This is a genomic window from Microbacterium sp. Bi128 (assembly GCF_918698205.1).
This window is the reverse complement of record NZ_CAKKMM010000416.1, coordinates 1-3,871: the sequence shown is the minus strand read 5'-3', so window position 1 is coordinate 3,871 and position 3,871 is coordinate 1. Positions and strand designations below refer to the sequence as shown.

The 3,871-nt window shown below is 67.1% G+C and carries 5 protein-coding genes; 2 read left to right on the top strand and 3 right to left on the bottom strand.

Annotation, left to right across the window (positions count from 1 at the left end; translation table 11 throughout):
* The 3 genes from LQV45_RS20150 to LQV45_RS20140 all read right to left on the bottom strand — a co-directional run.
* On the bottom strand, positions 1-214 hold a 214-nt coding region (locus LQV45_RS20150), incomplete at its 3' end, for a helicase HerA-like domain-containing protein (protein ID WP_230008534.1).
* A gap of 49 nt (positions 215-263) precedes the next feature.
* On the bottom strand, positions 264-968 hold the full coding sequence (locus LQV45_RS20145) for a type 1 glutamine amidotransferase domain-containing protein (protein WP_230008533.1): 705 nt from the start codon (positions 966-968) through the stop codon (positions 264-266).
* 70 nt (positions 969-1,038) lie between these two features.
* A complete protein-coding gene (locus tag LQV45_RS20140; protein WP_223915094.1) occupies positions 1,039-1,908 on the bottom strand; it encodes an aldo/keto reductase in 870 nt (289 codons plus the stop codon).
* A gap of 178 nt (positions 1,909-2,086) precedes the next feature.
* Between LQV45_RS20140 and LQV45_RS20135 the strand changes: the two genes are divergently transcribed.
* Positions 2,087-2,887, top strand: coding sequence for a hypothetical protein (locus LQV45_RS20135; RefSeq protein WP_230008532.1), 801 nt, complete (start codon positions 2,087-2,089; stop codon positions 2,885-2,887).
* Positions 2,888-3,020: 133 nt separating this feature from the next.
* Positions 3,021-3,871, top strand: an 851-nt coding sequence (locus tag LQV45_RS20130; RefSeq protein WP_230008531.1) for an LLM class flavin-dependent oxidoreductase, incomplete at its 3' end; no start/stop codon positions are given.

Genomic DNA, 3,871 nt, shown 5'->3' with positions numbered 1-3,871 from the left:
GTTCGGCCATCATGTGCAGCGTGACGGTCTTGCCCGTGCCTGTCGCCCCGGCCACGAGGCCGTGCCGGTTCATCATCGCGAGCGGCAGCCGGACGGAGGCTTCCTTGTGGAGTTCGCCGTCGACGATCGCCGCGCCGAGCTCGATCGTCGGGCCGTCCAAAGTGTAGCCCTGGACGATCGTGGCGACTTTGTCTGCAGTGGATTTGATGGCCATGCGGTTAGCTTAGCCGGGTCCGGGGTTCCCGGACCCGGCTAGGAGTGGCTTATTCGGCGAGGGCCTTGAGGACCTCCTTGGCCACGTCCTCGCTGGACTGCGGGTTCTGCCCGGTGATGAGGTTTCCGTCCCGCACAACGTGAGACGTCCAGGCCGCGCCGTTCTCCACTACCGCGCCCTTCTCCTTCAGGACATCCTCCACGAACCACGGTGTATTGGGTCCCGTGCCGCCACCCAGCTCCTCCTCATTGGTGAAGACGGTGAGGCGGCGTCCGGCGAAGGTGAACGCGCCGTCGTCGTCCGTGGCGCTCAACAGCCCGGCCGGGCCGTGGCAGAAGGGGGCAATGATCTTGCCGGCCGTGTTGACGGTCGTCAGCAGGCGGCCAAGGTCGGCATCCTGGTACAGGTCGGCCATGGGCCCGTGGCCGCCCGGCATCACGACGGCGTCGTAGGCGGAGGCGTCGACGTCGGCCAGCACCAGCGGGTTGGACAGTTCGGCGTCGAGGGAATCGATGTAGCGGCGGAAGCTATCCGCACGGTCCTGCCCACCGGCGGACTCGGCCGCGAGGCTCACCTCATCCACCGTCGGCTTCTTGCCGCCAGGAGTGGCGATGTGCACGGTGTGGCCCGCGTCGAGAAGGGTCCGGTGGGAGACGACGAGCTCCTCGGCCCAGTACCCGGTGGGGTGTTCGCTGCCGTCGCGCATCGTCAGGGAATCTGCTGCCGAGACAACCATCAGAATATTTTTAGCCATGGTGCTGCTCCTGTTCTGCCGGCGGGGCCGGCGGACGGTGGATAAGGTGAAATATGGGAAGCGGCGCGGTTCAGCGGGTCGCTTTGAGTTCCGCATAGGTGGCGTCGTCGAGGACGACGCCGGCGGCGGCCAGGTTCTCTTCAAGGTGCTTGACGGAGCCGGTGCCGGGGATCGGCATCATGACGGGGGACCGGCGCAGAAGCCAGGCCAGCGCCACCTGGGAAGTCGTGGCGCCCAGCCGCTTCGCCGCCTCGTCGAGCGGTCCGCCCGGCCGGGCCAGCTCGCCAGCGGAGATCGGCGCCCACGGAATGAAGCCGATGCCGTTCTCCTCGGCGTACTCGAGGACGTCCTCGGAGCTGCGGTCGGTGAGGTTGTAGCGGTTCTGCACCGTGGAGACGGTGAAGTACTTCCCGGCTTCCTCCAGGTCCTCGACGCTGACCTGGGAGAGGCCGAGTGCCTTGACCTTGCCTTCCTTTTGCAGATCGCGAAGCACGGTGAACTGCTCGTCGCGGTCCACCTTGGGGTCGATCCGGTGCAGCTGCAGTAGGTCGAGGGAGTCGACCTTGAGTTTGCGCAGGCTCAGTTCCGTCTGCTGGCGCAGGTATTCGGGCCGGCCGACCGGAACCCAGACGTTGGGGCCGGTGCGGGTGAACCCCACCTTGGTGGCGATCTTGAGGCCGTCCCGGTAGGGATGCAGCGCCTCGGCGAGGATTTCCTCGCTGATGTTGGGGCCGTAAGAGTCTGCGGTGTCAATGAAGTCGACGCCGAGCTCCACGGCGCGGCGCACGACGGCGACCGCGGCGGCGCGGTCTGCCGGCTCGCCCCAGACGCCGTCGCCGACGATCCGCATGGCGCCAAAGCCCAGCCGGTGGACGGTTCCCAGATCCTTGAGGGCGATCGTGGCGGATTTTTCCGGATGCTGTGAATTGTCGTGGCTCATAGGAAAGTGAACATCCTCAGTCTGCTGACTATTCCAAGGCTCCCTAACGGGGCGTCCCCGCCCGTCGATGCGGGGGCGCCTGCAGGCGTGCGTTCCGGGCATTCCTGCGGCAAAACCTGCGCCGTGGCGGAATTACGCCACCGATTAGCGTTTCTGCGATTTTGCCTTAGACTGTGGCATGCCCAACTCGTTCCCGCGCATCGTGCTGGCCTTTGCCGTGACCCTCGGCCTTGTAATGCTGGGCGGAAGCCCCGCTTCGGCCGCTACGGCCAGTACCTCGGGACCCGGAATCGATGTGTCCTGGCCGCAATGCGGGAAGACCCTCCCAAAGCAGCCGGCCTTCGCGATCGTCGGCGTCAACCATGGCCTGGCCAACAACACGAACCCGTGCCTGGCAAGCCAGCTGGCCTGGGCCAAGACCGCAAAGTCCCCGGCAGCGACGGCGCAGCCGAGGGTGGCGCTGTACGTCAACACGGCCAACACCGCCCGGCAGGGGTCCTGGTGGCCCACGTTGAACACCTACAACGGGGTGAAGGTCACAAACCCCTACGGCAACTGCGCCTTGGGGTCGCTCAAAGCCTGCTCCTATATGTATGGGTGGGCCAAGGCGTCCGACGACGCCAAGCGCCGCGGGGTCAGCAACCCGCAGTCCTACCTCTGGTGGCTGGATGTGGAAACGGAAAACACCTGGCAGGCTGACAAAGCCGCCAACGTCGCCGTCCTGGAAGGCATGGCCGCCTACTTCAAGAAGATCGGCGCCCGCGTGGGCCTCTACTCCACCGCCTACCAGTGGGGGGAGATCGCCGGAACCGTGAAGTTCGCCAGCCCGCTGGCAGGTCTGCCGAGCTGGCTCGCTGGAGCTGGATCGGCGGCCGGGGCCAAGGCGAACTGCGCCCGCCCCGGACTCACCCCGAACAGCCGCGTCTCGATGACGCAGTACATCTCCGGGGGCCTTGACTACAACTACTCGTGCCCCTGAGCCGCCTGCAGAAATATCCCGGGGGCCGCCGTCGTTGACCCCAGTGTGCCCGCGCCGGAAACCCGGTGCCACCCAGGACCGCAGTCCCAACTCCGGCCCGCACACTGCTCCGCTACGAAAGGCCGGCTTTTCCGTGACTGTTCCGCTTTCCATTCTTGATCTCGCAACCATCGGCCCGGGCCAGACGGCGGCCGAAAGCTTCGCCGGCAGCGTGGCCATGGCGCAGCTCGCCGAGGACCGGGGTTACCGGCGGATCTGGTACGCCGAGCACCACAACATGTCCGCGATCGCCTCGTCCGCCACGAGTGTGCTGATCGCCCACGTCGCTGCCCACACCTCCAGCATCCGGCTCGGCGCCGGCGGCGTGATGCTGCCCAACCACTCGCCGCTGACCATCGCCGAACAGTTCGGCACGCTTGAGACCCTGCACCCGGGCAGGATCGACCTCGGCCTGGGCCGGGCGCCGGGCAGCGACCAGAACACCATGCGCGCCCTGCGCCGCGATCCGATGTCGGCAGACAGCTTCCCGCAGGACGTCCTGGAGCTCCAGGGCTACCTGGGCGGCCCCACCCGCATCCAGGGCGTGGAGGCCACCCCGGGCAAGGGCACCAACGTGCCGCTGTACATCCTGGGGTCCTCCCTGTTCGGCGCCAGGCTGGCCGCCCAGCTGGGCCTGCCCTATGCGTTCGCCTCGCACTTCGCGCCCAACGCGCTGCAGGATGCGGTGGCGGTCTACCGCCGCGAATTCCGGCCCTCCGCGCAGCTCGAGGCCCCGCACGTGATCGCCGGAGTCAATGTCATTGCCGCCGATTCCGCCGCTGAGGCGCAGGCGATGTTCCAGGCCACCAAGCGGGCCAGGGTTTCCTTGTTCTTCGGCAATGGCCGTGTGTTCAGCGACGACGAGGCGGATATGATCCTGGACTCGCCCCAGGGCCAGCAGATGGCGCAGATGATGAAGTACTCCGCGGTGGGCACCCCCGAGGC